We start from the raw sequence: 25,411 nt of genomic DNA on the forward strand, positions 1-25,411 counted from the left end.
CCCGCCGCCCACGACGACCCACCGCTGGGGCGACGCCGTGCGCGGCCGGTCGCCGCGCTCGAGCTCGCGGCCGGCGAGCGGGTTGACGGTGCACGACATCGCGAGTCCGCGGCTGCCGCGGCCGAGGCATCCCTGATTCAGACGGATGCAATGGCGGATGCCGCGCTCCCCCGTGTCGGCGGGTGCGAGTCCGAGGAGCTTGCGGGCGAGATCGGGGTCGGCGATCTGCGCGCGGGTGAGCGCAACCATGTCGGCGATGCCGGAGGCGACGACGTCTTCGGCCTCTTCGACCGAGCGGGCCGCACCGACCCCGAACACCGGCACGTCGGGGTTCGCGGCTTTGACCGCGGCGACGTCGTCGCGCAGCCACGCGTACGGCATCGGCGACGACGGGAAGACGTAATGCACGTTGTGGTACCCGCCTGCGGCGAGGTCGAGGAAGTCGATGCGGGCCTCCTGCCGCAGGCGCGCGATGACCTCGCGCATGCCGGTGCCGTCGATCCCGTTTGGGTGGAACTCGTTCGCGACGATGCGGATGCCCACGGTGAAGTCGTCGCCGACCCGCGCGCGCACGGCCCGCAGCACCTCGCGCGGGAATCGGGTCCGCCCCTCGAGGTCGCCGCCGTATTCGTCCTCACGGGCGTTGTAGAGCGGCGAGAGGAACTGGTGCAGCAGGTAGCCGTGCGCCATGTGGATCTCGACGCCGTCGAACCCGCCGTCGCGCGCGTACTCGGCCGACAGCGCCCAGCCCTGGACGAACGAGGCGATGTCGGCGCGGTCCATCGCGCGGGTCGCGTGCCCTGTCGACGGCGAGATCAGCCGCGACGGCGCATACACGGTGCGCGGGCCGTCCGGCCCGTCGGGCTGCGCCTGCGCCCCATGGTGGTTCAGCTGCACGAAGATCTTGGCACCGGCTTCGTGCACAGCATCCGTCATGCCCTTCGATGCCGCGACCACCTCGGGACGGTACGCGTCCTCGAAGCCCCGGATCGACCCGGTCGGGTGCACGAAGTGGTTGCCGGCGACGAACAGCCCACACCCGCCCAGCGCGCGGCGCACGTAGTACGCGCTCTCGCGGTCCGACTCGACGCGGTCGGAGTACTGCTTCGAGTGCGCCGTCTGCATGATGCGGTTCGGCACCGTGACGCTGCCGATCTGCAACGGCTGCGCGAGGACGGACGAACGGATGCCGGGGCTCGCGGTCATGCCCCCGAGCCTACGACCGCCCTCGTCAGAGCGCCGAGAGGGCCTGGTCGAGGTCGGCGAGGAGATCCGGCGCCGACTCGATGCCGACCGACAGGCGAACGACCTCCCGCGGAACGGCCAGCTCGGTGCCGCGCACCGAGGCGTGCGTCATCTCGTCGGGGTAGTTCATGAGCGACTCGACGCCGCCCAGCGACTCGGCCAGCTGGAAGAGGCGGGTCGACTCGGCGAAGCGGCGTGCGGCCGCGGCATCCGCCAGCGCCACCGAGACGATGCCGCCGAACCGGGTCATCTGCCGCGCGGCGAGCTCGTGCCCCGGGTGCGAGGCGAGACCGGGGTAGTAGACGCGCGCGACCGCGCCGTGCCCCGAGAGGAACTCGGCGATCTCCTGCGCATTCTCGCTGTGCCGCTGCATGCGCAGGGCCAGCGTCTTGATCCCGCGAGTCGTGAGCCAGGCATCGAGCGGGCCCGAGACCGCGCCGACCGCGAACTGCAGGAACTTCACCTCGCCGTACAGCGCGTCGTCGCCCAGCACGAGGGCGCCGCCGACGACGTCGGAGTGCCCGCCGAGGTACTTGGTCGTCGAGTGCACGACGACGTCGGCGCCGAGCGCGAGCGGCTGCTGCAGCGCCGGCGACGCGAACGTGTTGTCGACGACGACGAGCGCACCGGCGTCGTGCCCGAGCTTCGCGAGCCCCGCGATGTCGGTGATGCGCAGCAGCGGGTTGCTGGGGGTCTCGACCCACACGATGCGGGCAGGCCGCTCCTCGAGCGCCGCCCGCACGGCGTCGAGGTCGCTCATGTCGACGACCCGGACCCCGATGCCCCACCCGCCCAGCACGCGCGCGATGAGGCGGTAGGTGCCGCCGTACACATCACTGCCGAGCAGCACCTCGTCGCCGGGCTTCAGCGCGGCGCGCAGCAGCGCGTCCTCGGCGGCGAGGCCCGAGGCGAACGACAGCGCGTGCGCACCGCCCTCGAGGGCCGCGAGCTGGGTCTCGAGGGCCGTGCGCGTCGGGTTGCCGCTGCGTCCGTACTCGTACCCCTCGCGGAGGCCGCCGATGCCGTCCTGCGCGTACGTCGTCGAGAAGTGCACCGGGGGGATCACCGCGCCCGTCGTCGGGTCGAAGGCCTGCCCGGCGTGCACCGCCCGGGTCTCGAAGCCGCGGTCGTTCGTGGACTCGGTCATTCGGGTGCTCCTTCGGTGGGGGTGACGGATGCTGCGGGGCCCGCGCCGACGTCGAAGCCGTGGTCGCGCATCCAGCCGTCGTCGTAGAACCGGTTGAGGTACCCGCGGCCGTGATCGGGCAGCAGCACGACCACGACGGCGTCGGCGGGGAGATCCCGGGCGGTGCGCAGGGCGGCGACGACCGCCATACCGCTCGATCCGCCGACGAGGAGGCCTTCCTCGCGGGCGAGCCGGCGCGTCATCGCGAAGGACTCGGCGTCGGGGATGCGGTGGATCTCGTCGGGGACCGTCGGGTCGTAGCTCTCGGGCCAGAAGTCCTCGCCGACGCCCTCGACGAGGTAGCCGTGCAGCGGACCGCCGGAGTAGATCGATCCCTCGGGGTCGGCGCCCACGACCCGCACCGCCCCGTTCGACGCCTCGTGGAGGAAGCGGCCGGTGCCGGTGATGGTGCCGCCGGTGCCGATGCTCGCGACGAAATGGGTGACGCGGCCGTCGGTGTCGCGCCAGATCTCCGGGCCGGTGGTCTCGTAATGGCTGAGAGGCCCGTTCGGGTTCGCGAACTGGTTCGGCATGAACGCCCCGGGGATCTCCCGCACGAGACGGTCGGCGACGCTGTAGTACGAGCGCGGGTCCTCCGGCGGCACGCTGGTCTCGGTCACGACGACCTCGGCGCCGTAGGCCCTGAGCACGTCGACCTTGGCGCCGGCGAACTTGTCGGGCACGACGAAGATCATCCGATAGCCGCGCTGCACGGCGACCAGCGCGAGGCCGACGCCGGTGTTGCCGCTCGTCGGCTCGACGATCGTGCCGCCGGGCCGGAGCACGCCGTCACGCTCGGCGGCGTCGATGATGCGGCGGGCGATGCGGTCCTTGGCGGAGCCGCCGGGGTTGAAGTACTCGACCTTCGCGAGCACCGTCGCGGCGATGCCGTCGGTGACACGGGTCAGCTGGACGAGGGGGGTGTCGCCGACGAGGTCGGCCACGCTCTGGGCGTAACGCACGTTGTGTCCTGGAGTGTTGCCGCGCGGGTGCGCGGAAGGTTGTCGGGGTCGCTGAGGTCTGCGTGAAGCGGGAGCTTCAACAGCAGGGGCGACAACACCGACGGGTCAACACGGGCGCCAGTCTATGCGCTGGGCGGCATCACGTCGAGAAGAAGCGGATCACCAGGTCGCGACGTACTCCGATCGACGCACGAGCGCGGCCTGCTCGACGAGCGGCAGGGAACGGTCGACGGCCTGCACGACCCGGCGCGCCACCTCGGGCGACGTCAGCTCGTAGTCCACGAAGTCGCTGTTCGACGCGTAGACGCCGATCGGCAGAGTCAGCGCCTGGAAGAAGCCGAACAGCGGCCGCAGCTGATGCTCGATGATGAGCGCGTGCCGCTCGCCGCCTCCCGTGGCGGCCAGCAGCACCGGCGTCCCGACGAGGTCGTACTGCCCGACGAAGTCGAACAGGTGCTTGAACAGCCCCGTGAAGGAGGCCCGGTACACGGGGCTCGCCACGACGAGCAGGTCGGCGGATTCGATCGCCTGCAGCGCGGTCTCGACCTCGGGGGCGACGTCCTCGCGCTTCAGCGCGCCGGCGAAGCCCGCGCCCAGCGCGGCGACCTCGACGAGCTCCGTCTGCGCCGGGATGCGCTGCGCGACCGAAGCGAGGATCGTCCGCACGAGCGCGGTGGTGCGGCTCGGCTCATGGAGCGAGCCCGACACCCCCACCACCCGCAGCGGGCGGTCGGCGATGGTCGGGATGGCGGGCGCTTCCCGCAGCACCTCGGTCATACCGGCACCACGTCCAGCGACGGCGCGGGGCCGACGGCCGCGAGCCTGCCGCGCGAACGCGACCACTGGCTCCACGAGCCCGGGTAGACCACGACGTCGATGCCGGCGAGCGCGCCGGCGAGGGCCGTGTGCGTCGCTGCGATGCCGGAGCCGCAGTACGCCGCGACTGAGACGCCGTCGACGACGCCTGCGGCCGCGAACTCGGCACGGATCTCGTCAGGCGAGCGGAATTTTCCCGCGGTCAGGTGCACCGTCGTCGGAAGGTTCACCGCGCCCGGGATGTGCCCGCCGACAGGATCGAGCGGCTCGGCGTCGCCGCGGTACCGCTCGGGCGCGCGCACGTCGAGGAGCAGGCCGTGGTCGGGCCATTCCTCCACGCCGTCGATGTCGGCGACGCCCTCGGTGATCTCGTCGAGCACGACGTCCCCCGGCGGTCGCGGCAGCACGTCGCCCGTCTCCAGCGGAAGCCGCTCGGCGAGCCAGCCGCGCAGGCCTCCGTCGAGCACCCGCACGTCGGCGAGCCCGGATCGCGTCAGCACCCACCACGCGCGCGCCGCGGCGACCGAGTGCACGTCGTCGTACGCGACGACGGTGTCGCCGCCCCGGATGCCCCAGCGCCGGGCAGCGGCCTCGAGCTGCGCGCGCGGCGGCAGCGGGTGGCGTCCCTCGCGCGGATCGCCGCGGCGCGCCAGTTCGTGGTCGAGGTCGACGTAGACCGCACCGGGCAGGTGCCCGTCGAGGTACGCCGGCCGGCCCTCGGGCTGGTCGAGCCGCCAGCGCACGTCGAGGATCCGCGGCGGGGTGCCGCTGCGGATGAGGTCGGCGAGCTCGGTCGGCGAGATGAGTGGGGAAGGCATGCGGCCATGCTCGCCCGGCCGCAGACCGCGCGGAACGCCGTGACGACACACGCCGCGACACGACGACACGGGGCGTCACACGCAGTCATGTGTCGGCGCCGCGCCGGCCGCCCGCGCGGTGTGTCTCGCGTCGAATCCGGGTCTGATCCCGGGCGCAGCCGTACGATTCCGCCAGAACCGATGGAGGAACGGATGCCGCACCCTCGCGCGACACGTGATTCCCGGGCTCCGCGGCGGTCGCGCGCGGCCCGGCTGCTGGCCGGACTCGCCATCGCGGCGGGGCTCACGCTCCTCGCCGGGTGCGGCAACGGCGGGATCCCCGTTCCGACTGCGCTGCCGACCGGGCTGCCGACGAGCCTGCCGACCCGGACGGCATCGCCGGAGCCGACGGTCGAGCCGACGCCGGAGCCCACGAGGGTGCTGCCGACTCGCTCCCCCGCTCCGACGCCGGAGCCGACCCCGGAGCCGACCCCCGAGCCCACCGTGACGCCGGAGCCCACGGCCGAACCCACGACGCCCGTGCCGGCGCCCACCGTCGTGCCCGAGCCGACGGCGACACCGACTCCCGAGCCGACGGCGACTCCGGTCCCGACTCCGACTCCGACCCCCACCCCGACGGCGACACCGACCCCGTCCGCGACGCCTTCGCCCACGGCCGAGGCAGGTGAGAACGCCGCCGCGCCCATCGACTGGGTGCCCTGGGTCGTCCTGGTGGTGCTGCTCGTCGCGGCGGCCGTGATCTACCTCATCGTGCGGCGACCGCGGCCGAAACCGCCTACCGAGACGTAGGCCCGGGCTCAGCCCCGCAGGGCCAGAGCGAACGGCAGCACGTCGGTGGCGCCCGCGCGGCGGAGCTCGCGGGCGGCGACGGTGAGCGTCCAGCCGCTGTCGACGCGGTCGTCGACGAGGAGCACGGGGCCTGCGGGGATGTCGAGCCCGGCGGAGGAGAACCGGCCCCAGACTCCCGCGACGCGGAAGGCGCTGTTGCCCCCGGGCTGCCCGGTCGGCCCACCGTCGACGAGGTCGAGGGTGCCGAGGAACGGCAGCCGGCCGATCTCGGCGATGCCGCGGGCGAGCGAGTCGACGAGCTGCGGCTTCGTGCGCGACGGCATCGCGACCACCGCGACGGGGCGGGTCTCCCAGCCCCAATCCGCGAGGACGCGCACGCACGCCCCGAGCACGTTCTGCGGCACCGGCGCGTCCGCGGCCCCTGCCGCGAACAGGTCGCGCAGCGTGCCGCCCCAGCCCAGGTCGGTGAGACGCGCGAGCGCGCGCCCTTCCGCGGCCTGCTCGCCCGCGGCGATGCGACCCTTGACCGGCACGCCGAGCCTGTCGGCACCGGTCGGCCACTGCCGCCTCGGCTCGATCGGCACCCCGACGCGGTCGAGTGCGGCGGCCGCGGCATCCGTCGCTCCTGACGCGATCGCCGTCGGGAACCACACGCCGGCGCAGTTGTCGCAGCGCCCGCAGGGCGCCGCCGAGTCGTCGTCGAGGGAGCGCTGCAGAAACTCCATGCGGCAGCCGGCGGTCTCTTCGTACTCGACCATGTGCTGCTGCTCGGCGACGCGCTCGGCCGCGATGCGGCGGTAGCGTTCCTCGTCGTACGTCCAGGGTTCACCGGTGGCGATCCAGCCGCCGCGCACGCGGCCGACCGCGCCATCGACGTCGAGCACCTTCAGCAGCAGTTCGAGCGGTGTGCGGCGGATGTCGACGACGGCCTCGAGGGCGGGCGTCGACATGGGCCCCGTCGCCGCGCCGAGCGCGGCGAGCACGCGCTCGGCGCGCTCGCGGTCGGGCATCGAGGCCGTCGCGAAGTAGTGCCAGATCTCGCGGTCCTCGACCCCCGGCAGCAGCAGCACGTCCGCGGAGTCGGTGGCCCGCCCGGCACGGCCGACCTGCTGGTAGTACGACACCGGCGACGACGGCGCCCCCAGGTGCACGACGAAGCCGAGGTCGGGCTTGTCGAAGCCCATGCCGAGCGCGCTCGTCGCCACGAGCGCCTTGACCCGGTTGTCTTTCAGGAGCGCCTCGGACTCTTCGCGCTCGTCGGTGTCGGTCTGCCCGGTGTACGCGCGCACGTCGTATCCCCGCTCGCGCAGCAGCCGTGCCGTGTCGTTCGCCGCCGCCACCGTGAGCGTGTAGATGATGCCGGATCCGGGCAGGTCGCCGAGGTGGCTGATGAGCCAGGCGAGCCGGCTCGGCGAGTTGGGCAGCCGCAGCACGCCGAGCCGCAGCGACGCCCGCGCGAGCGGACCGCGGATCGTGAGAACGCCGTGCGCCGAGGCATCCGATTCCGCCATACCGGCGTCGAGCTGCTCCGCGACGTCGGCCACCACGCGACTGTTGGCGGTCGCGGTGGTCGCGAGCACCGGCACGCCCGCAGGCATGCGCGCGATGAGGTCGCGCAGGCGCCGGTAGTCGGGGCGGAAGTCATGGCCCCAGTCGCTGATGCAGTGCGCCTCGTCGACGACCAGCAGGCCGATGCGCGCGACGAGCTGCGGCAGCTGCTCGTCGCGGAACGAAGGATTGTTGAGGCGTTCGGGCGACACGAGCAGCATGTCGACCTCGTCGCGGTCGAGCTGTGCGAGCACGTCGCCCCACTCGTGCGCATTCGTCGAGTCGATCTTCACGGCGCGCACCCCGGCGCGCGCGGCCGCGGCGATCTGATCCCGCATGAGGGCCAGCAGGGGCGACACGAGCACGGTCGGTCCCGCCCCGCGCCGGCGGAGCAGCAGCGTCGACACGAAGTACACGGCCGACTTGCCCCACCCGGTCCGCTGCACCACCAGCGCACGGCGGCGCTCGTCGACGAGCGCCTCGATCGCCTCGAACTGCCCGTCGTGGAAGTCGGCGCCGTCGCGTCCGACGAGGGTGCGCAGCACCTCGAGGGCTTCGGTGCGGGTCGTCGTGGTCGCTGTCACCCTCCCACCCTGCCCCATGGCCCTGACACCCGCGCCTCCGTCCCGACCTGGCCTCCCGGCCCCGTGCTCTTCGCCGTCCCCCTCGGCACGAGCCTGGTGAGCGCGATCGCCGCGGGCGCGGCCTCGGCCGCCACCCTCGGGGTGTTCGCGGGAGTGCTCGCTGGTCCGCGACGATGTCGGGAAGCGCGACGCCGACGATGGTGCCGTCCAGGACGATCAGTCGAGACCGATCGAGAGCACGGCCAGCGCGGTCCACTCCCGCCGGGTCGGTGCGAGCGTCGTCTCGGTCGAGGTCACAGGAGGCCCCTCTCTCGTGCGACGGCGACGGCGCGCGAGCGGCTGTCGACGCCGAGCTTGGCGAAGATGTGGACGAGGTGGGTCTTCACGGTCGCCTCGGTGACGAAGAGAGCTTTCGCGATCTGCGGGTTCGACGCACCCGTGTCGAGCAGTCGCAGAACCTCCTGCTCCCGGTCGGTGAGCCGCACGCGCGGGGCACGCAGCACCTGCACCACGCGCTCGCTCAGTTCGGGAGTGAGCGCCAGCCGGCCGGCTGCCGCCTCCCGCACGGCCCGCGCGATCGCGTCGGGTGGGGCATCCTTCAGCACGTACCCGGACGCCCCGGCTTCGATCGCACCGAGGATCTCGGCATCCCGGTCGAACGTGGTCAGGATGATGACGGCGGGTGCCGGAGTGAGGGCGCGCAGCTCGGCGGTCGCCGCCACCCCGTCCATGCCGTCGCCCATCCGCAGGTCGCAGAGCACGACATCGGGCGCGAGGTGCCGGGCCAGCGTGACCGCTTCCTCGCCGGTCGCTGCCTCGCCGACGACGTCGATGTCGGGGTGACCTGCGAACAGCGCCCGCACGCCCGCACGCACGATCGGGTGATCGTCGGCGATCAGCACGCGAAGGCCGGTCACCGTGCCACCCCCGCCACGATCGGGACGGACGCCGACAATGCGGCACCCGCACCGGGTGCGCTCTCGACGTCGAGTCCGCCCCCGAGCTCGCGCAGCCGTTCGCGCATCGCCCGCAGTCCGTACCCGCCGCCCGGTCCGGCGGGAAGACGCTCCCAGCCCGCGGCATCGAACCCGACGCCGTCGTCGACGATGTCGAGCCTCACGCTGTCGCCGCCGTCGACGAGGCTGACGACCACTCGATCCGCCTTCGCGTGGACGCGGGTATTGGCCAGCGCGGACTGCGCGGTGCGCAGCAGCGCGACCTCGACGACGACGGGAAGGGCGGGGACCGTGTCGTCGACGCGCAGCTCGGTGCGGATCCCCGTCTCCTCGGTGAGCCGTTCCAGCATCCGGCGCAGCGCGTCGGCGAGGGCGGAGCCCTCGAGTTCGGCCGGCATGAGGGCGTCGACGATGCGCCGGGTATCGGCCAGTCCCTCGCGGGCGAGATCGCCGATCTGCGTGAAGGTCCGCGCCGACGGCTCCGGTGCGGTCGGCGCGGCACCGGCCGCCAGCATCCCGATCGACGTGAGGCTCTGGGCGATGGTGTCATGGATGTCGCGGGAGAGGCGCGTGCGCTCCGCGACGGCGCCCGCGTCCCGCTGGGCGCGGGCGAGCTCGTCCTGCAGCTGCGCCATCTCGTCGTGCGCGCTCACGAGCGACGAGATGAGCCGGCTCCGCTCGCGGCCGTCGCGAACGAGCTCGAGGTAGCCGCGCGAGATGCCGAGGGCGAAGACGCCGCCCACGAGAGGGCCGATGACATTCGCGTAGGTCGTGGCTCCGCTGTGCACGAGGGGTGCGGCGATGACGACCGCCAGGACGCCGATGCTGAAGGGGATCGCCCAGCGCATGCGGAGCACGAAGCCGGCGAGCAGCCACAGCGGGAACGCCAGCCACACGAACTCGGGCGAGATCGCGACGGCGCCGATCCAGATGAGGGCGAGGCCCACGAGCCAGCCGGCGGCGACTCCGCGATCGCGTGTGCGCTCGCTCAGCAGCAGTCCGCCGAAGTACCACCCCGCGAACACGACCGAGACGGCGACGACCCAGGGAACCGGCGTGCCGTCTCCCGCCGCGCGAACGGCCCCGATGATCAGCAGTGCGGCGGTGATGACGGATTGGCCGACTCTGATCGACCCGACCAGCGCGCGCCAGGATCGCGTGGGTCGCAGCGCCGGGTCGCCATCGGCGTCAGCCGACGGGCTCGCGGAGGGCTGAGACATCCGGCGCCACCCCTTCCTCTGGGTCGCGATCCTCTCGATCGTCCGCGGCCGCCTGCCGGCGGATCCGGCCCGGCCACCACATCCGGTCGCCGACGAGCGAGAACAGCGCGGGCACCACGAGGGTGCGCACGACCAGGGTATCGACCAGCACGCCGACCCCCACGATGAGCCCGAGCTGCCCCAGCGTCACCAGCGGCAGCAGGCCCAGGGCGGCGAAGACGCCCGCAAGCACCAGACCGGCGCTGGTGATCACTCCGCCTGTCGCCGCGATGGCGTTCACCATCCCGGGGCGGGTTCCGACGGCGCCCGCTTCGACGCGCGCGCGATGCACGAGGAAGATCGTGTAGTCGACGCCGAGCGCCACGAGGAAGAGGAAGGCCAGCAGCGGAACCTGCAGGTCCAGCGCCGTCCATCCGAAGAGCGTGCGGCCGAGCCACGCCCCCGCACCGATCGCGGCCACCGCGCTCAGCGTGTTGACCGCCAGCAGCACCAGTGGTGCCACGAGTGCGCGCAGCAGCGCCATCAGCACGATCAGGGTCGTCGCGAGGACCAGCGGCGCGATGAGCAGGAAGTCGCGCATGCTCGCCTCGCGGACATCGAGCGCGGCGCCCGCGGGCCCGCCCACGAGAGCGGACGCGGATGCCTCGTGCGCGGCGTCGCGCACGTCGCGGACCAGCTGCAGGCTCTCCGGCGATCCGGGTTCCGCATCGCCGACCACCAGGAGCTTGTGGAGGGAGGAGTCCGCGCTCTCCTCCACCGGAGTGACCCGTTCGACCCCCGCGACGGCGTCGATCGCGTCGGCGACGGCATCCGCGTCGTCCGCATCCGCGATCACGATCATCGGCTCCGCTTCGCCCGGCGTGAAGTGCTCGCCCAGGACGTCCAGACCGACCGCGGACTCGGACGGCACCCGGAACCGCTCCGACTGCGTGAGCCCCAGCTGCACGCCGACGACTCCTGTGGCGAGCACCCCGAGCAGCACGAGGCCCGCGCCGACCGGCAGGAGCGGGCGTGCCACGACGCGCGCGCCGACGGCCCGCCAGGCCCCCACGCGCCTCGGCTCCTGCCCCGGCCGAGGGATCACGGGCCAGAAGATGCCTCGCCCGCACACGGCGAGCGCGGGCGGCAGCACCAGGAGCACCGCGGCGAGGGCGATCAGCAGTCCGACCGCAGAGGCGATGCCGAGGCCTCGCGTGCCCGGCACGACGGCCAGCAGCAGAGTGAGCAGCGACAGCACGACGGTGGCGTTGGATGCCGCGATCGCGGGCACGCTCGCACGCCACGCGCGAGCGAGCGCCGCACGGTGGTCTTCGTCCCGCGCAAGCTCCTCGCGGTACCTCGAGACGAGGAGGAGCGCATAGTTGGCTCCGGCGCCGAACACGAGCACGCTCACGATGCCGGTGTCGAAGTGCAGCTCCAGAGCCGTCCCGAGCGCGGCGGTGGCCTTGGTCGCGAGCTGATCGGCGAGCGCGACGACGACGAGCGGCACCAGCCAGAGGACCGGCGAGCGGTACGTCGCGATCAGCAGCAGGGCGACGATCCCGATCGTGACCAGGAGGAGGGTGACGTCCGCACCGTCGAAGGCGGCCGCGATGTCCGCCCCGAAGGCGGCGCCTCCTGTGACCACCACGTCGACCCCCGGGATCGGATTCTCCGAGGTCACGGTGCGCACATCGTGGACCGCCTGCTCCGCCGCATCCGTGTCGTCCGTGACCGGGAGCGTCGCGGCGATGACCGCCGCCCGGCTGTCCTCGCTCAACTGGGGGCCGGTCGCCGTTGCGCCCGTCGCACCCTCGAGCTCAGGTATGAGCGATGCGAGCGCATCGAGCTGTGCGGTCGTCAGGTCTCCGCCGTCCGCCCGACTGGCCACCACCAGCAGCGACTGATCCGCGGATCCCGGGAACTCATCGGCGAGCGCTGCGACCTGCCCGGCCTCGGACTGCGGGATGACGGCATCGCCCCCCGCGTCGAGATCCGCGCGTCCGAGCACTCCGAGAAGCGCGGCGAAGGCGACGATCCCCAGCGCCAGTGAGATCCAGGCGCCACGCCGAGTGGTCAGCCGATGAGCGAGCGAGTCGAAGAAGCCATGCACCCCATCAGTCCATCCCCGCGGGGCGCGCCGCGCATCGAGCGGGCCGCCGACCCGAGGATCAACCGATCGATGGATGCCGTCGCGTCAGTCGTCGCGCGCGTGCAGCACGCCGCTCGCCGCGCCCAGCGCGGCCCCCGCCAGGGTGTCGATCACGCGCTCGGTCGCGACCGCCACGGTGTCGACGGCGCCTGTCGCCGCTCCCGTGAGCAGGAGGACGAGCGGCGTGATGAAGACGAGGGCCAGGGCGTAGTTGCGCACCACGAACAGCTCGATCGTGAACTGCAGCACGCCCAGGAGCAGCGCGAGCCACAGCGCCGGAATCGGCAGCGGCGCCAGCAACAGGTACACGCCGGCGCCGAGGATCGTGCCGATCATGCGGTGCAGCCCACGGCTGAAGGCGGCCCGCCGGTCGGCGGCGACGCCGACGACCGCGATGGCGGCGCCCACGATCCAGTAGGCGCGCTCGGGGTCGACGAACAGTCCCACCGCGATCCCGGCCACCGTCACGAGGGCCACGCGGATCACGAGCATCCGCTCCCCCGGCGGCCAGGCCGGCCCGGGCAGCACCTCGCGCAGCGGTCGCGCGGCGAGGCGGCGGCGGCTGGCCAGCACCAGCGGAGCCAGTGACACGACCGAGGCGAACAGGATGCCGCAGGCGACCACGGCGACGTAGGTGGCGGCATCCGCTCCCGACGCCACGATGTGCGCCGACAGACCGTAGACGAGCACGACGAACAGCGGGCCGGGCGGGCCGACGGCGAAGCCGAACATCGCGACGGCCGCGGCGAGCGCGACGACCGCGAGCCCGATCAGCGTCCACACGGACGACGGGCCCGCGAGGGCGCCGAACGCGGCGGCCACGACCAGGCCGCCCGCGACGAAGGGCACGACACGCACCCGCTCACGGACCGGAAGGTGCGTCCCGTACAGCGCGACGAACGCGCCCGTCGCCGCCTGGAAACCGAGATCGGCACGCCCGAGCAGCGTCATCACCGCGATCGGCACGGCCATGGCGATCGCCGCGCGCAGGCCGATCGCCCACCGCGGCGCCGGCGCCGGCGCGAGGCGGAACAGACTCGAGACCGCGTGGCCCAGGTCGGCCGCGAACCGGCGGCCGGCGCTGTGCTGCGGCATCCGTCCTCCCGGCTCAGGCCGTCGGCCGCTCGGCCGGGGCCGGCTCCGAGAGCAGCTGGTCGAGGAGCGCGAGGGCGGCGTCCTGCGGGGCGTCGGGGTCGAGCAGCCACTGGGTCTGCAGGCCGTCGGATGCCGCGATCACGAGCGCGGCGGTGGCCAGCGGGTCGACGTCGGCCCGGATGCGACCCGCCCGCTGGTTGTGGCGCACCCGCTCGGCGATCTCGGTGCGCACGCGCACGAATCGCTCGGTGGCGAACTCCCGCGCGGCGGGGTGCCCTTCTTCGAGAGCCGATGCGACGAGCGAAGAGTAGAGCTGAACGAGCCCCTGCACCTCGTGGTTGGCGTCGCTCCAGCGGCGAAGCAGCTCGGTGGGCGTCACATCCGGAGGAACAGGCTCCCAATCGTCGCCGCGGGACTCCGACTGACGGTAGACCGCGATCAGGAGCTCCTCGAGCGACCCGAAGTAGTGCTTGAGCGCGGCGTGCGTGACACCGACCTCCTCGGCGATGGCGCGCAGGCTGGTGCGGTCGGAACCGCGCTTGGCGAACACCTCGATCGCACGGTCGAGGATCTCCTGGCGACGCGCGACGCCCTTCGCGTACGACCCACGCGGGGTCGGCTGGTGCTCCGCTTCGGCCATGCGGACCATGCTATCGGAGAAAAACCTCCACATGGAGGTTTTCGTGGTACCGTGTGCCGATGACCACGTCTTCCTCCGGAGCCGTCGGCGTCGGCATCATCGGCGCCGGCAACATCAGCGACCAGTACCTGACGCACCTGTCGAGCTTCCCCGACGTGCGCGTCATCGCGATCGGCGACCTCATCGAGGACCGCGCGAAGGCGCAGGCCGAGAAGTACGGCGTGCCCCACGCGGGCGGCATCGACCTCGTGCTGAACGACCCCGATGTCGACATCGTCGTCAACCTCACGATCCCGGCTGTGCACGTCGAGGTCTCGCTGGCGATCATCGCGGCCGGCAAGCACGTCTGGACCGAGAAGCCGATCGGCATCGACCGCGAGGAGTCCCGTCGGCTTCTCACGGCGGCGGATGCTGCGGGCCTGCGCGTCGGCGTCGCGCCCGACACCGTGCTCGGCCCGGGTGTGCAGACGGCCAAGCGTGCGATCGCGCGCGGTGACATCGGCCGTCCGCTGTTCGCGTCGACGTCGTTCCAGTGGCAGGGCCCCGAGATCTTCCACCCGAACCCCGCGTTCCTGTACGCCAAGGGCGGTGGACCGCTCCTCGACATGGGTCCGTACTACGTGTCGGCGCTCGTGCACGTGTTCGGCCCCGTCGCGTCGGTCGCGGCCCTCGGCCTGCAGGGCTCTCCCACCCGCAGGGTGCAGGTCGGCGAGCTCGCCGGTCAGGAGTTCCCCGTCGAGATCCCGTCGACACTGTCGGTGCTGATGGACTTCGAGCAGGGCGGCCAGGCGCAGAGCCTGTACAGCACCGACTCGCCGCTCAAGCGCCACGGCGTCTTCGAGATCAACGGCACTGAGGGCACCATGGTGATCCCCGACCCCAACTACTTCGGCGGGCCGATCACGATCACGCGACCCCTCGCCGACGCATCGGCGAGCGAGCAGGAGATCATCCAGGTGCCGCAGGAGGGTGTGCTCACCGGCCGCGGTCTGGGCCTGCTCGACATGGCCCGCTCGATCCGCGACGGCCGCCCGCACATCGCCACCGGCGAGTTCGGCTACCACGTGCTCGACACCCTGCTCTCGATCGAGGAGGCCGCGGCGTCGCGCACCTACGTCGACGTCGAGAGCACCCTCGGCGAGGTCGGCTCGCTCCCCGCGGACTTCGACCCGCTGGCCGCCACTCTCTGACGCGCCCCGCTTCATCCGAGACCCCCTGCCGCGGCAGGGGTTCTCGTGCATGGGGGGTGAAGGATGCCGCGGCCGCGACATCCTTCGCGGCATCAGGTCAGTCGTGCCAAGCGCCGACCCACTCGTCCCACCGGGGCCCGTCGGCGAGCGGGACTCCCGCCGCTGCCTGGTCGCGCAGCCCGCGCATCACGAGGGAGAGATAGCGGAGGTGGAGCGCGTCCGCCCGCTCCCGGGGATAGGGCAGCGAGGGTCGCAGGTGCTGGAGGAGCTGCATCACGTCGGCGGCGGTGAAGCCCTCGGGAACCAGCCCCTCAGCGCGGTCTTGCTCGACCAGGCGATCCAGACCGGCGCTCAGCTCGTCCGATGCGGCGGCGAGTTCGGCCGGCATCGGCCCGGCGATGCCCGGCGGACGCAGAAGCGGTCCGGCGGCGCGGCGGATCTGCCAGGACAGGAACGTTGCCACCGCCCCGGCATCCGTGCCGTCCGCGTCGCCACCATGACGGGGGTCCCCCTGGGGCGCGCGCGCGTCGATCTCGCCCACGACCTCTGCGACGCGCTCCGCCGCTTCCCGCACCGCGTGCACGTGGAGCGCTGCGACGAGCGCCTCCTTCGTCGGGTACCGGCGATAGATGGAGCCGACGCCGACACCCGCCTGGCGTGCGACATCCGCCATCGACGCACCGGAGCCGCTCATCGAGAAGACCTCGCGAGCCGCGGCGAGCACGGCGGCGTCGTTCACGCGGGCCTCGCGCTGCCTCCCCGGCAGTGGACGGTCGGAATCGGACGGGAGCATCGCTTCACTGTAACGGCGCCGCGTCTGTTAGTGTCTATCGGAACGGAAATTCCGTTCCGATAGACACTCGCTGCTGCCGCATGCTCAGCGTTGTGCCGTGTCGATCCCCTCATCGAGAGCGAGTACGCCCGTGCGCCCCGCCACGCCCACCGCCGGTCCCGACGCCCCCCTCACCATCGACCGCACCGCCCCGGCCGGATCCGATGTCCGTTCGGACAGAGGGCGATCCGCCGTCGAGGCGTCCGCCGTGCGCCGTCCGGGCCGGTTCCTGTTCGCCCTCAGCGCTGCCGTCTTCGCGTTCTCGCTGATGCAGACGCTCGTCGTACCGGCGCTGCCGACGCTCGGACGCGATCTCGGCGCGACGGGACAGGGCACGGGCTGGATCCTCACCGCGTTCCTGCTCGCCGGGGCGGTCCTCGCGCCCGTCGTCGGCAACCTGGGCGACCGGTTCGGGCACCGCCGCGTGCTGCTGGTGGTCGTGTTCGTCTTCGCCGGCGCGACGATGGCGGCCGCGATCGCCCCGAACCTCGAGGTGCTGCTCGTCGCGCGCGTCGTGCAGGGCATCAGCACCGCCACCTTCCCGCTCTCGCTTGCGCTCGCACGGCGGCTGCTGAGCGGACGGCGACTCGCGGCGGCCTTCGGCTGGATCCCGGGGATGATCGGGCTGGGCGCGGGCGTCGCGCTGGTCGTCGGCGGGATCGTCGTCGACCTGCTGTCGTGGCGCTGGCTGTTCGCCATCGGCGCGGCGCTGATCCTGCTCTCCGCGGCGATGGTCTCGGCCTGGGTGCCACGCTCCGCAGCGCCGTCCGTGACGCGCCGGACGGATTGGCCGGGGATCATCCTCCTCGCGGGCGGTCTCGTCGGGGTGCTGCTGGCCGTCTCCCAGGGTGGAGCGTGGGGGTGGACCTCGCCCCTGACACTGGCCATGGGCGCCGCGGGCGTCCTCCTGCTGGCCGGACTGGTGATCGTCGAGTTGCGCACCACCGCCCCCGTCGTCGACGTGCGCACCTTCCGTCATGGCCCGCTCGCGCTCATCAGCCTGCTGACGATCACCGTCGGCTTCGTCCCCTACGTGTGCTACATCGCCTTGCCCCTGCTCATGCAGGCACCGTCGAGCACGGGGTACGGACATGGGATGAGCGTGACCGCGTCCGCCCTCGCCATGCTGCCGAGCGCCGTCACGGTGTTCCTGGGCGGCCGACTCACTCCCGCGCTGGTCGCGCGCTGCGGCGCCGCAGGCACGGCGATCGTGGGGGCTGCGGTCATGGCCGTGGGCGCCATCGGCCTCGCGCTCTGGCCCACGACGCCGTGGGCCGTCATCGCGAGCTTCACCGTCCTCGGCCTGGGGAACGGGATCGGCTACGCGATCTGCGCCCAGCTCGTCATGATCTGGTCGCCGGCTGCGGAGACCGGCGCTGCGACCGGCCTCAACAGCGTGGTGCGCACCATCGGCTCGGCCGCCGCCGCGCCGGTGGTGGCAGCGCTTCTCGCCGCAGGCTCGGGGGCGGTCCCCTACTCGATCGTGTTCTGGGTGGCCGCCGGCGCGAGCATCCTGGGCGTCGCAGCAGCGGTCTCCCTCGTAGGCGGACGCCGATCGGCGGTCACGGTGTCACCCGGCGGATCGAAGTGATGGTCGCGGCTCCCGTCGGGCTTCGGCACGCTCAGCCGAGGAGCGGCTTCTGGTTCACCCGCTGGGCGACGTACTCGTCGCGCGCGCGCTGCGTGCTGCCGAGCGTCGACACTTCAGGCACCGGGACGTCCCACCAGCCGGCGCCGTCGGGCCCGTAGATGAGCGGGTCGCTGTTGATGTGGATGAACGTGGACCGATCGGATGCCTTCGCCTGCGCGACGGCCGCCTTGAGGTCGTCGATGGCCGAGGTGCCCGGTTCGATCTCGATGACGTCGAGACCATAGCTGCGGGCGTTCATGGCGAGGTCGACGGGGAGGATCTTCTCACCCTGGAAGTTGCGGGCCTCACCGTCGTACTCGCGGTACCAGGTACCGAAGCGCTCCGAGCCGATCGTCTCGGACAGGTGGCCGATCGACGCAAAGCCGTGGTTCTGGATGAGCACGACGATGATCTTGATGCCCTCGGCGACCGCGGTGACGAGCTCGGTGTTGAGCATCAGGTACGAGCCGTCGCCGACCATGACGATGACGTCGCGGTCGTCGCCGTCCGCGAGAAGGCCGCGCTTGGCCCCGAGGCCGCCGGCGATCTCGTACCCCATGCACGAGAAGGCGTACTCGACGTGGTAGCCGAGCGGATCGCGCACGCGCCACAGCTTGTGGAGGTCCCCGGGGAGCGAACCGGCGGCCTGCACGATGACGTCTTCGGGCGCGCTGGTGGACTGCACGGCGCCGATGATCTCGGGCTGGCCGGGCAGCGCGAGACCGGAGGGCACGAACGCTGCGTCGACCGCAGCATCCCATTCCGCCTTCTCGTGTGCGATGCGCTCGCTGTACGCGCGGCTGATCTCGAAGCCCTCGAGCTCGAGGGCGAGCTCGCGCAGCGTCTCGCGGGCGTCGGCGATCACGGGCAGCTGCGAGCCGTGCTTGTAAGCGTCGAACGACGCGATGTTGACGTTGACGAACAGCACGTCGGGGTTCTGGAACGCCGTACGCGAGGCCGTGGTGAAGTCGCTGTAGCGCGTGCCGATGCCGATGATGACGTCGGCCTCGGCCGCGAGGCGGTTGGCGGCGAGAGTGCCGGTCGCACCGACGCCGCCGAGGTACTGCGGGTGGTCCCAGGTCAAGACGCCGCCGCCGGCCTGCGATGTGCCGACGGGGATGCCGGTCGCCTCGACGAGCCCGCGGAGCTGGTCCTCGGCGCCGGAGTAGATGACGCCGCCGCCGGCCACGATGAACGGGTTCCTCGCATTCCGGATCGCCGCGACGGCCCGTGCGAGCGGGCCACGCTCGGGCAGCGGGCGGCGGATGTGCCACTCGCGGTCCTGCAGGAACTCGACCGGCACGTCGAGCGCCTCGGCCTGCACGTCCTCGGGGAGGGCGATCGTCACTGCGCCGGTCTCGGCGGGGTCGGTGAGCACGCGCATCGCGGCCAGGGCGATCGAGTACAGCTGCTCGGGCCGCTGCACCCGGTCGAAGAACTTCGACAGCGGACGGAACGCATCGGTGACCTGGATGCCGGTGTCCCACGGCTGCTCGAGCTGCTGCAGCACCGGGTCGGCGACGCGCGTCGCGAAGGTGTCGCTCGGCAGCAGCAGCGCCGGCAGCCGGTTCGTGGTCGCGAGGGCGGCGGCGGTGAGCATGTTGGCCGCACCCGGACCCACCGATGCGGCCGACGCGTAGGTACCGCGACGGCGGTGCATGCGCGCGTAGCCGACGGCCTGATGCACCATCGCCTGCTCGTTGCGGGCCTGGTAGTACGGCATCAGGTCGGCGCTCTCGACGTTGTACTGCTTGAGCGCCTGGCCGATGCCGGCCACGTTGCCGTGGCCGAAGATGCCGAACATGCCGGGGATCGTCCGCTCGCGGATGTCGCCGTCCACGGTCCACTGGTGGGCCAGGAACTCCACGAGCGCCTGGCTGACCGTCATCCGTCTCGTCGCGCCCATCAGCGGTCGCCTTCCTTGTCGTTCGTGTACGGCAGTCGTTCGTCGAAGGCCTGCCCGGTCCAGGTGTCGCGCACCCACGCGTGCGCGGGATCGTCGCTGATCAGCCACTCCCGCTCGGGATCGGGGCCGGCCATGACGTTGAGGTAGTAGAGGTCGTACCCCGGAGCGGCGACGGCGGGGCCGTGATACCCGTAAGGCACGAGCGCGATGTCGCCGGTGCGCACCATCGCGTTGATGTCGATCTCGCCCGCAGGGGACGAGTACGTGCTGAACATGCCGAACGAGGTCTCGGCCGCAGCATCCGATCCGGCCACCGGCGCGGTCTCGAAGTAGTAGATCTCCTCGAGACGCGACTCGTGACCGGGCACGTGCTCGTCGTGCTTGTGCGGCGGGTACGACGACCAGTTCTCCGCCGGCGTGATGACCTCGCAGACGATGAGGCGGGCGGCGTCGAGCGCCTGGGGCGTGCCGAAGTTGTGCACCTGCCGGCTCGAGCGGCCCGCGCCGCGCAGCTCGACAGGCGTGCCGGATGCCGGGATGTGCACGCTCGGTTTCACCACCTCGGTCGGCGACGTCGCGATCGCCACCCGCCCGACGCCGGTGAGCACCGCCGTCGCGGCGGACGAGAGGTAGAGCACGTCGGTCGGCCCGTCGAACACCGACGCGCGGCCTTTGAGTCGCGTCGTCGTGGTGTCGGCACCCTCGAAGCGGGCGACGGTGAACGACCCGGAGAGAGGGACAACGATCCGCTCGACGCCCGCCGGCGCGAGCGCGAGCGAGTCGTTCGCGTTCAGTTCGGCGACCCGGATGCCGGTGTGGGCCCACCCGGGGGTGTTCTCGTCGACGACGCTCTCCCACCCGTCACGGGCGAGGTCGCCCCGGCGGTGGAACCAGCGCTGGTCCGAAGTGCTCATGAGTGCTCTCGTAGGTCGATTGTCGGTGACGGATGCCGCGGCCGCGAGTCCCCCCGGATTCGCGGCCGCGAGTCTGGTCCCGGCCCCTGAGCCTGTCGAAGGGGCGCTTCGACAGGGTCAGCGACCAGAGGGTCAGTTGTTCTGGGGGAAGCCGAGGTTGATGCCGCCGTGGGTGGCGGGGTCGAGCCAGCGGCTGGTGATGGCCTTCTCGCGGGTGAAGAAGTCGAAGCCGTGGACGCCGTAGGCTTTCGCGTCGCCGAAGAGGGACTTCTTCCAGCCGCCGAAGGAGTGGTAGGCGACGGGGACGGGGATGGGCACGTTGATGCCGATCATGCCGACCTGCACCTCGTTCTGGAACCGGCGGGCAGCTCCGCCGTCGTTGGTGAAGATCGCGGTGCCGTTGCCGAACTCGCCGGAGTTGATCAGCTCCAGTCCCTCGTCGTACGACTGCACCCGGACGATGGAGAGGACGGGTCCGAAGATCTCCTCCTGGTAGGCCTTGCTGGTGGTGGGGATGTCGTCGATCAGCGTGGGCCCGAAGAAGAACCCGTCCTCGTGCCCTTCGACGGTGAATCCGCGACCGTCGACGACGATGGTCGCGCCGTCGGCCTCGGCGATGTCGACATAGCTCGAGACCTTGTCACGGTGGATGTCGGTGATCAGCGGTCCCATGTCGGGCTCGATGCCGTCCTGGCCGGCCCCGTTGCCGATCTTCAACTTCGCGATGCGGTCGGAGATCTTCGCGATGAGGTCGTCGGCGACCGGCTCCACCGCGAGGACCACGCTGATGGCCATGCAACGCTCGCCGGCGGCGCCGTAGCCGGCGTTCACGGCCTGGTCGGCGACGAGGTCCAGGTCCGCGTCGGGCAGCACCAGCATGTGGTTCTTCGCACCGCCGAGGGCCTGCACCCGCTTGCCGTGCCTGCTGGCGGTCTCGTAGATGTACTGCGCGATCGGGGTGGACCCGACGAAGCTGATCGACTGCACCACCGGGGAGGTGAGGAGGCCGTCCACGGCGAGCTTGTCGCCCTGCAGCACCGTGAAGACGCCGTCCGGCAGCCCGGCTTCCTTCCACAGTTCGGCGAGCCACAGCGCCGCGGACGGGTCCTTCTCCGACGGCTTCAGGATCACGGCGTTGCCGGCGGCGATCGCGATCGGGAAGAACCACATCGGCACCATCGCCGGGAAATTGAAGGGCGAGATGATGCCGACCACCCCGAGCGGCTGCTTGAGTGAATAGACGTCGATCCCGGTGGAGGCGTTCTCACTGAACGCGCCCTTGATCAGATGCGGGAACCCGGTGGCCAGCTCCACGACCTCCTGACCCCGCAGGATCTCGCCCATCGCGTCCGAGACGACCTTGCCGTGCTCGGCGGTGATGATCTCGGCGAGCTCGCGCTTGCGGGCGTTCAGGATCTCCCGGAACGCGAACAGCACGCTCTGACGCTTCGCGATCGAGAACTGGCTCCACACCTGGAAGCCGCGCTCGGCCGACCCGATCGCCGCGTCGATCTCGGCCTGATCCGCCAACGCCACATGTGCGCTCACGACACCGGTCGCCGGGTTGTACACCGGGGCGGTGCGACCCGAGCTCGACGCACGCTCCGCCCCATCGATCCAATGCGAAATCACCCGGACGTCGGCGTCGACACCTGTCTGCACGGTGGTGGTCTCAATGATGCTCATCGGGGTTGTTCCTTCTCGGGGGTGAGGTTCAGAGGTGGGTGTGGACGAGTCCGGCCGCGATGTCCACGGCGGCGGCGACGTCGTCGTCGGGCGGGTACAGGAGGGTGCGACCCACGGTGAGCCCGCGCACCCCGGGGAGCGACAGCGCCTCCTCCCAGGAGGCGAAGGTCTCGTCGGGATCGACGCCGGCGTCGCCGCCGAGCAGGAGGGTCGGCATCGTGGTGGCGGCCATCACCCGTTCCATGTCGTCGACCACGGGCAGCTTCATCCAGGTATAGGCGCTCGAGGCGCCGAGACCGGAGGCGATCGCGATCGACAGGATGACCGCATCCGTCGACAGGTCGTTGACGATGCGGCCGTCGACGCGATTGCTGAGGAACGGCTCGAGCATGATCGGCAGGCCTGCGGCGGAGGCCTGGGTGACCGCATCGGTGATCGCGGTCAGAGTCGTGACGGTGCCGGGGTCGTCGAGGTCGACGCGGACGAGGGTCTTGGCGAAATCGATGCCGGACGCGACCATGGTGGGCACGTCGTAAGCGGTCATGCGGTCGTCCATCTCGAAGGACGCGCCGCGAAGACCGCCGCGATTCATGGACCCGACGATGATCTTGTCATCGAGCAGGCCGAGCCCCGCGAGGTCGTCGATGATGTCGGGCGATCCGAGCACTCCGTCCACCCCGGGGCGGCTGAGCGCCGTCGCCAGGCGGTCGAGGAGCTCGTACCGGTCGGCCATCGCCATCGGGTTCGACCCGACCCCGAGAGCGCCGCGGGCGGGGTGGTCGGCGGCGACGATGAAGAGGCGCCCGTCGCCCCGGAGCACCTCGCGCCGGCGGCGGTCCGCGAGTGCCGCGCCGATGATGGCCGGCTGTGTGGCGCGGATGTCGCGGAGGCGTGCGAAGTCCTCCGCGGTGAGGAACTGCGTCATCGGGAGACTCCCGTCTCGAGGATGACGGAGACCTCGGCTTCGGTGGGCATCGCGGTCGAGCACTCCAGGCGCGACGCGACGATCGCACCGGCGATGTTCGCGAAGCGGAGGATGCGTTCGAGGTCCCACCCCGCGAGGAGCCCGTGGCACAGGGCGCCGCCGAAGGCGTCGCCCGCGCCCAGTCCGTTCACCACGTCGACCCAGTACGGGGGCACGACGACCGCCTCGTCGCGGGTCTTGGCGAGCACGCCCTTCGGCCCTTGCTTCACGATCGCGAGCTCGACGCCACGCTCCAGCAGGGCGTCTGCGGCGCGCTCCGGATCGGTCTCACCCACGGCGACCTCGCACTCCTCGCGGTTGCCGACGGCCACCGTCGCGTGCTCGAGCGCTCGTGCCATCTGGACCCCCGCCTCGGCCGGATCCGCCCAGAACATGGGCCGGTAGTCGAGGTCGAACACGGTGTGGCCGGCCGTGCGCGCCTGCAGCGCGGCGTGATGCGCCGCCCGGCTGGGCTCCTGGCTGAGACCGGTCGCTGTGAACCAGAAGATGTGCGCCGAGCGGACGGCCCCCAGGTCGATGTCGCCGGGCGCGACATCGAGATCGGGCGCCTTCGGCTCGCGGTAGAAGTACAGCGGGAAGTCGTCGGGCGGGAAGATCTCGCAGAACGTCACCGGAGTCTTCAGCGTCGGGTTCACGCCCACATAGCGGTTGTCGACGCCCAGGCGCTCCAGTTCCGCGAGGAGGTAGCGGCCGAACGGGTCGTCGCCGACGCCGGCGATGAGCGCGACGCGGCGGCCGTGCCGCGCGGCGGCCACGCTGACGTTCGCAGCGCTGCCACCGAGGAACTTGCCGAACGTCTGCACCTCTTCGAGCCCGACTCCGGACTGGAGCGGGTAGATGTCCACGCCGAGCCGCCCGAAGGCCAGCACGTCGAAAGGAGAAGTGTTCTCGGTCATACTCCGCTGTACAACTCTCTGTGCGTCCTGGGACAGCACGTCGCCGAATTATTGTCCTGACAATAGCACAAGCTGCGATGTCGCACAGGACGCGCGCCGCGCGCGTCGTCGAATGACAAAGTGCGACCGATGTATCATTGTCGGGACAATATGCTGTCGGGACTTGGAGTGAGTGATGGCGGACGACGTGGTCAAGATCGACGATCTGCTCTCAGGCCTGGACCGCACCGGCCCCGTGCCGCTGTACTACCAGGTGTCCACCGCCATCGAGCGGGCGATCCGATCCGGCGAGATCCCCGCCGGCGCACGGCTCGAGAACGAGATCGCCATCGGCCAGCGGGCAGGCCTCTCACGGCCCACGATCCGCCGCGCGATGGAGGAGCTCGTCGACAAAGGACTCCTCGTGCGGCGCCGCGGCATCGGCACGCAGGTCGTCCAGGGGCAGGTGACCCGCCAGGTCGAGCTCACCAGCCTCTACGAGGATCTCAAGAGCTCGCAGCACGAACCGGGCACGCTCGTGCTCGAGCACGACACCCGGCCGGCTGATCCCGACACCGCCGAGGCTCTGCGCGTTCCGGTCGGCTCCGACATCGTCTTCCTGCGCCGGCAGCGCTCGACCGACGGAGTGCCGGTCGCCGTGCTCACGAACTATCTCCCGATCGAGTTCTCCGACATCACCACCGAGCAGCTGCAGCAGAAGGGTCTCTACGAGATCATGCGCGCGCGGGGTGTCACCATCCGCGTCGCCAACCAGAAGATCGGCGCCCGTCGCGCCCACGGCGACGAGCCCGGGCTGCTCGACATCGACAAGGGCGGTCCGGTCCTCACGATGGAGCGCGTCGCGTTCGACGCATCCGGCCGCGCCGTCGAGTTCGGCCACCACTGCTACCGCCCGGACATGTACAGCTTCCAGACGACCCTCGTCGCCAAGTGACGAGCGGGATGGATGCCGCGGGCCGCGGCATCCATCCCCCCGTCGTCAGCGCAGCGCGCGGTCGCCCTTGAACGCCGGCGACCACTTGCCGAGCGCCTTGCCCTTGGCGGTGCCGATCCGGAGCCGCAGACCCGCGGTGCCCACGAGCGCCGCACCGCGGCCGCGGATCAGCCGCCGAAGATGTCGCGAAGCCCGGGGATCTCGAAGTTCGACAGCTGCTCGCCGAAGCCGGAGGCCGTCTCGCCGACGCCCGAGACGAACTCGCCCGCACCGCCGAGATCGACGCCGCCCGCGATCGCGTCGAGGTCGATCCCGCCGGCGATCGCATCGAAGTCGATCCCGGTCGCGACGGCCTGCGCGAGCAGCGGCGCGGCGACGGCGCTGACCACGGCGCCGCCCGCGACGGCACCCAAAAGGCCGCCTGCGCCGACGAGCGCGGCGCCCCGGG

General features: G+C 71.7%; 21 protein-coding genes and 1 pseudogene. 4 read left to right on the forward strand and 18 right to left on the reverse strand.

Features of this window, described 5'->3' with window-relative positions:
* The 5 genes from AC3A46_RS17250 to AC3A46_RS17270 all read right to left on the reverse strand — a co-directional run.
* Positions 1-1,206 (reverse strand): oxidoreductase (locus AC3A46_RS17250; RefSeq protein WP_487666309.1); only part of this gene is annotated, 1,206 nt, incomplete at its 3' end.
* Positions 1,207-1,231: 25 nt separating this feature from the next.
* A complete protein-coding gene (locus AC3A46_RS17255; RefSeq protein WP_487666310.1) occupies positions 1,232-2,392 on the reverse strand; it encodes a cystathionine gamma-synthase in 1,161 nt (386 codons plus the stop codon).
* Positions 2,389-3,393 carry a pyridoxal-phosphate dependent enzyme gene (locus AC3A46_RS17260; protein ID WP_487666311.1) on the reverse strand — a complete coding sequence of 335 codons (1,005 nt, stop codon included), beginning with the start codon at positions 3,391-3,393 and terminating at the stop codon, positions 2,389-2,391. The genes AC3A46_RS17255 and AC3A46_RS17260 overlap by 4 nt, the downstream gene beginning before the upstream one ends.
* A 159-nt stretch (positions 3,394-3,552) precedes the next feature.
* The gene (gene msuE / locus AC3A46_RS17265; RefSeq protein ID WP_487666312.1) at positions 3,553-4,170 is read right to left on the reverse strand and encodes an FMN reductase; all 618 of its coding nucleotides are present in this window, start codon (positions 4,168-4,170) and stop codon (positions 3,553-3,555) included.
* Complete coding sequence (locus AC3A46_RS17270; protein ID WP_487666313.1) at positions 4,167-5,027, reverse strand: sulfurtransferase; 861 nt, start codon at positions 5,025-5,027, stop codon at positions 4,167-4,169. The genes msuE and AC3A46_RS17270 overlap by 4 nt, the downstream gene beginning before the upstream one ends.
* A 192-nt stretch (positions 5,028-5,219) precedes the next feature.
* Here AC3A46_RS17270 and AC3A46_RS17275 point away from each other — a divergent pair, with 192 nt between their 5' ends.
* Positions 5,220-5,816 (forward strand): hypothetical protein, encoded by a 597-nt coding sequence (locus AC3A46_RS17275; protein ID WP_487666314.1) that lies wholly within the window; start codon positions 5,220-5,222, stop codon positions 5,814-5,816.
* Between the two features lie 8 nt (positions 5,817-5,824).
* On the opposite strand, the gene AC3A46_RS17280 is transcribed toward AC3A46_RS17275, so the two are convergent.
* The 6 genes from AC3A46_RS17280 to AC3A46_RS17305 form a co-directional block, all read right to left on the reverse strand.
* Complete coding sequence (locus AC3A46_RS17280) at positions 5,825-7,966, reverse strand: DEAD/DEAH box helicase (protein ID WP_487666315.1); 2,142 nt, start codon at positions 7,964-7,966, stop codon at positions 5,825-5,827.
* 275 nt (positions 7,967-8,241) lie between these two features.
* Complete coding sequence (locus tag AC3A46_RS17285; protein WP_487666316.1) at positions 8,242-8,865, reverse strand: response regulator; 624 nt, start codon at positions 8,863-8,865, stop codon at positions 8,242-8,244.
* Positions 8,862-10,124, reverse strand: a complete 1,263-nt coding sequence (locus AC3A46_RS17290) for a sensor histidine kinase (RefSeq protein ID WP_487666317.1) — start codon at positions 10,122-10,124, stop codon at positions 8,862-8,864. The genes AC3A46_RS17285 and AC3A46_RS17290 overlap by 4 nt, the downstream gene beginning before the upstream one ends.
* On the reverse strand, positions 10,093-12,216 hold the full coding sequence (locus tag AC3A46_RS17295) for an MMPL family transporter (protein ID WP_487666318.1): 2,124 nt from the start codon (positions 12,214-12,216) through the stop codon (positions 10,093-10,095). Before AC3A46_RS17295 ends, AC3A46_RS17290 begins: the two co-directional genes overlap by 32 nt.
* Positions 12,217-12,300: 84 nt before the next feature.
* Positions 12,301-13,350 (reverse strand): FUSC family protein, encoded by a 1,050-nt coding sequence (locus tag AC3A46_RS17300; RefSeq protein ID WP_487666319.1) that lies wholly within the window; start codon positions 13,348-13,350, stop codon positions 12,301-12,303.
* Positions 13,351-13,363: 13 nt separating this feature from the next.
* Positions 13,364-13,990 (reverse strand): TetR/AcrR family transcriptional regulator, encoded by a 627-nt coding sequence (locus AC3A46_RS17305; RefSeq protein ID WP_487666320.1) that lies wholly within the window; start codon positions 13,988-13,990, stop codon positions 13,364-13,366.
* Positions 13,991-14,049: 59 nt separating this feature from the next.
* On the opposite strand from AC3A46_RS17305, the gene AC3A46_RS17310 reads away from it, so the two are divergent.
* Complete coding sequence (locus tag AC3A46_RS17310) at positions 14,050-15,180, forward strand: Gfo/Idh/MocA family protein (protein WP_487666321.1); 1,131 nt, start codon at positions 14,050-14,052, stop codon at positions 15,178-15,180.
* Between the two features lie 97 nt (positions 15,181-15,277).
* Here the strand turns inward: AC3A46_RS17310 and AC3A46_RS17315 are convergent, their stop codons facing one another.
* Positions 15,278-15,973, reverse strand: coding sequence for a TetR/AcrR family transcriptional regulator (locus AC3A46_RS17315; RefSeq protein WP_487666322.1), 696 nt, complete (start codon positions 15,971-15,973; stop codon positions 15,278-15,280).
* A gap of 247 nt (positions 15,974-16,220) precedes the next feature.
* On the opposite strand from AC3A46_RS17315, the gene AC3A46_RS17320 reads away from it, so the two are divergent.
* Positions 16,221-17,603, forward strand: coding sequence for an MFS transporter (locus AC3A46_RS17320; protein ID WP_487666323.1), 1,383 nt, complete (start codon positions 16,221-16,223; stop codon positions 17,601-17,603).
* A 31-nt stretch (positions 17,604-17,634) separates the two neighbouring features.
* On the opposite strand, the gene iolD is transcribed toward AC3A46_RS17320, so the two are convergent.
* The 5 genes from iolD to iolC form a co-directional block, all read right to left on the reverse strand.
* Positions 17,635-19,548, reverse strand: a complete 1,914-nt coding sequence (gene iolD / locus AC3A46_RS17325; protein ID WP_487666324.1) for a 3D-(3,5/4)-trihydroxycyclohexane-1,2-dione acylhydrolase (decyclizing) — start codon at positions 19,546-19,548, stop codon at positions 17,635-17,637.
* On the reverse strand, positions 19,548-20,462 hold the full coding sequence (iolB, locus tag AC3A46_RS17330) for a 5-deoxy-glucuronate isomerase (RefSeq protein WP_487666325.1): 915 nt from the start codon (positions 20,460-20,462) through the stop codon (positions 19,548-19,550). The genes iolD and iolB overlap by 1 nt, the downstream gene beginning before the upstream one ends.
* Positions 20,463-20,594: 132 nt before the next feature.
* Positions 20,595-22,148 (reverse strand): CoA-acylating methylmalonate-semialdehyde dehydrogenase, encoded by a 1,554-nt coding sequence (locus tag AC3A46_RS17335; protein WP_487666326.1) that lies wholly within the window; start codon positions 22,146-22,148, stop codon positions 20,595-20,597.
* Between the two features lie 28 nt (positions 22,149-22,176).
* Positions 22,177-23,073, reverse strand: coding sequence for a class I fructose-bisphosphate aldolase (locus AC3A46_RS17340; RefSeq protein ID WP_487666327.1), 897 nt, complete (start codon positions 23,071-23,073; stop codon positions 22,177-22,179).
* The gene (gene iolC, locus AC3A46_RS17345) at positions 23,070-24,029 is read right to left on the reverse strand and encodes a 5-dehydro-2-deoxygluconokinase (protein ID WP_487666328.1); all 960 of its coding nucleotides are present in this window, start codon (positions 24,027-24,029) and stop codon (positions 23,070-23,072) included. Before iolC ends, AC3A46_RS17340 begins: the two co-directional genes overlap by 4 nt.
* Before the next feature lie 175 nt (positions 24,030-24,204).
* Here iolC and AC3A46_RS17350 point away from each other — a divergent pair, with 175 nt between their 5' ends.
* A complete protein-coding gene (locus AC3A46_RS17350) occupies positions 24,205-24,963 on the forward strand; it encodes a GntR family transcriptional regulator (RefSeq protein ID WP_487666329.1) in 759 nt (252 codons plus the stop codon).
* Positions 24,964-25,130: 167 nt separating this feature from the next.
* Here AC3A46_RS17350 and AC3A46_RS17355 read toward each other — a convergent pair.
* Positions 25,131-25,411 (reverse strand): annotated as a pseudogene (locus AC3A46_RS17355) (cation-transporting ATPase); the annotation flags it as partial.

Source organism: Microbacterium sp. Soil_C_42, assembly GCF_057656735.1.